Below are 735 nucleotides of genomic sequence, written 5' to 3' on the forward strand. Positions count from 1 at the left end.
ACCTGGTTCGGGCGCCCCACCCGCAGACCACGCAGCAGATAGGGGTAGGTCTTGTGTCCCTTCGCTGCCTTGCTGGTGTTGGGCTTCTGGTAGATCGGCATGAGCCCCATCACCCTCATCAGCCGCCTGATCCGCTTTTCTTTCACCAAATGACCCTCATTGCGCAGATGCCAAGTCATCTGCCGCACACCGAAGAACGGCGTTTCCAGGAACTGTTCGTCGATCCGACGCATCAGCATCAGGTTCAGAGCCGTCTCGCCTTTGGGTTGATAATAGAACGACGACCGCGAGATCGACAGCAGCTTGCACTGCTTGCCAATGGGCAGATTGGCATTGGCAGGCTCGATCATTTTCCGCCTCACTTGCCGATCCACGGTTTGAGCTTTCGTGACAAAAAATCGTTGGCAACGGCCAGCTCCCCAATCTTAGCGTGCAGCTCTTTGACCTGTTCTTCGTCAATCTCCGGGGTTTTCTTGCCGCCACGCTCGAACACGCCGGACGCGCCCTCCAGGAGCGCCCGCTTCCAGCTGTGGATCATCGTCGGATGAACGCCAAATTGGCTTGCCAGCTCTGCAACAGTCCGCTCGCCCTTCAAAGCCTCAAGCGCGACCTTGGCCTTGAACTCAGGCGAATGGTTCTTCCGTTTCGACATCTCTGATCTCCTCTGCGTCGAAGATCAACAGACAGCAATTCGTAGCTTACGTCAGTGTCCGAAATTCAGGGGGTAGCTCAAAC

Annotated in this window: 2 protein-coding genes; both read right to left on the reverse strand. The window is 56.5% G+C overall.

The window, feature by feature from the left end; all coding sequences use genetic code 11:
• On the reverse strand, nt 1–350 hold a 350-nt coding region (locus C6W91_RS21225), incomplete at its 3' end, for an IS3 family transposase (protein ID WP_370571623.1).
• An 8-nt stretch (nt 351–358) separates the two neighbouring features.
• Nucleotides 359–652 carry an IS3 family transposase gene (locus C6W91_RS21230; RefSeq protein ID WP_061048509.1) on the reverse strand — a complete coding sequence of 98 codons (294 nt, stop codon included), beginning with the start codon at nt 650–652 and terminating at the stop codon, nt 359–361.
• Between the last annotated feature and the right edge of the window lie 83 nt (nt 653–735).

This window comes from Phaeobacter sp. SYSU ZJ3003, assembly GCF_041300735.1.
Classification (GTDB): domain Bacteria; phylum Pseudomonadota; class Alphaproteobacteria; order Rhodobacterales; family Rhodobacteraceae; genus Phycobacter; species Phycobacter gallaeciensis_A.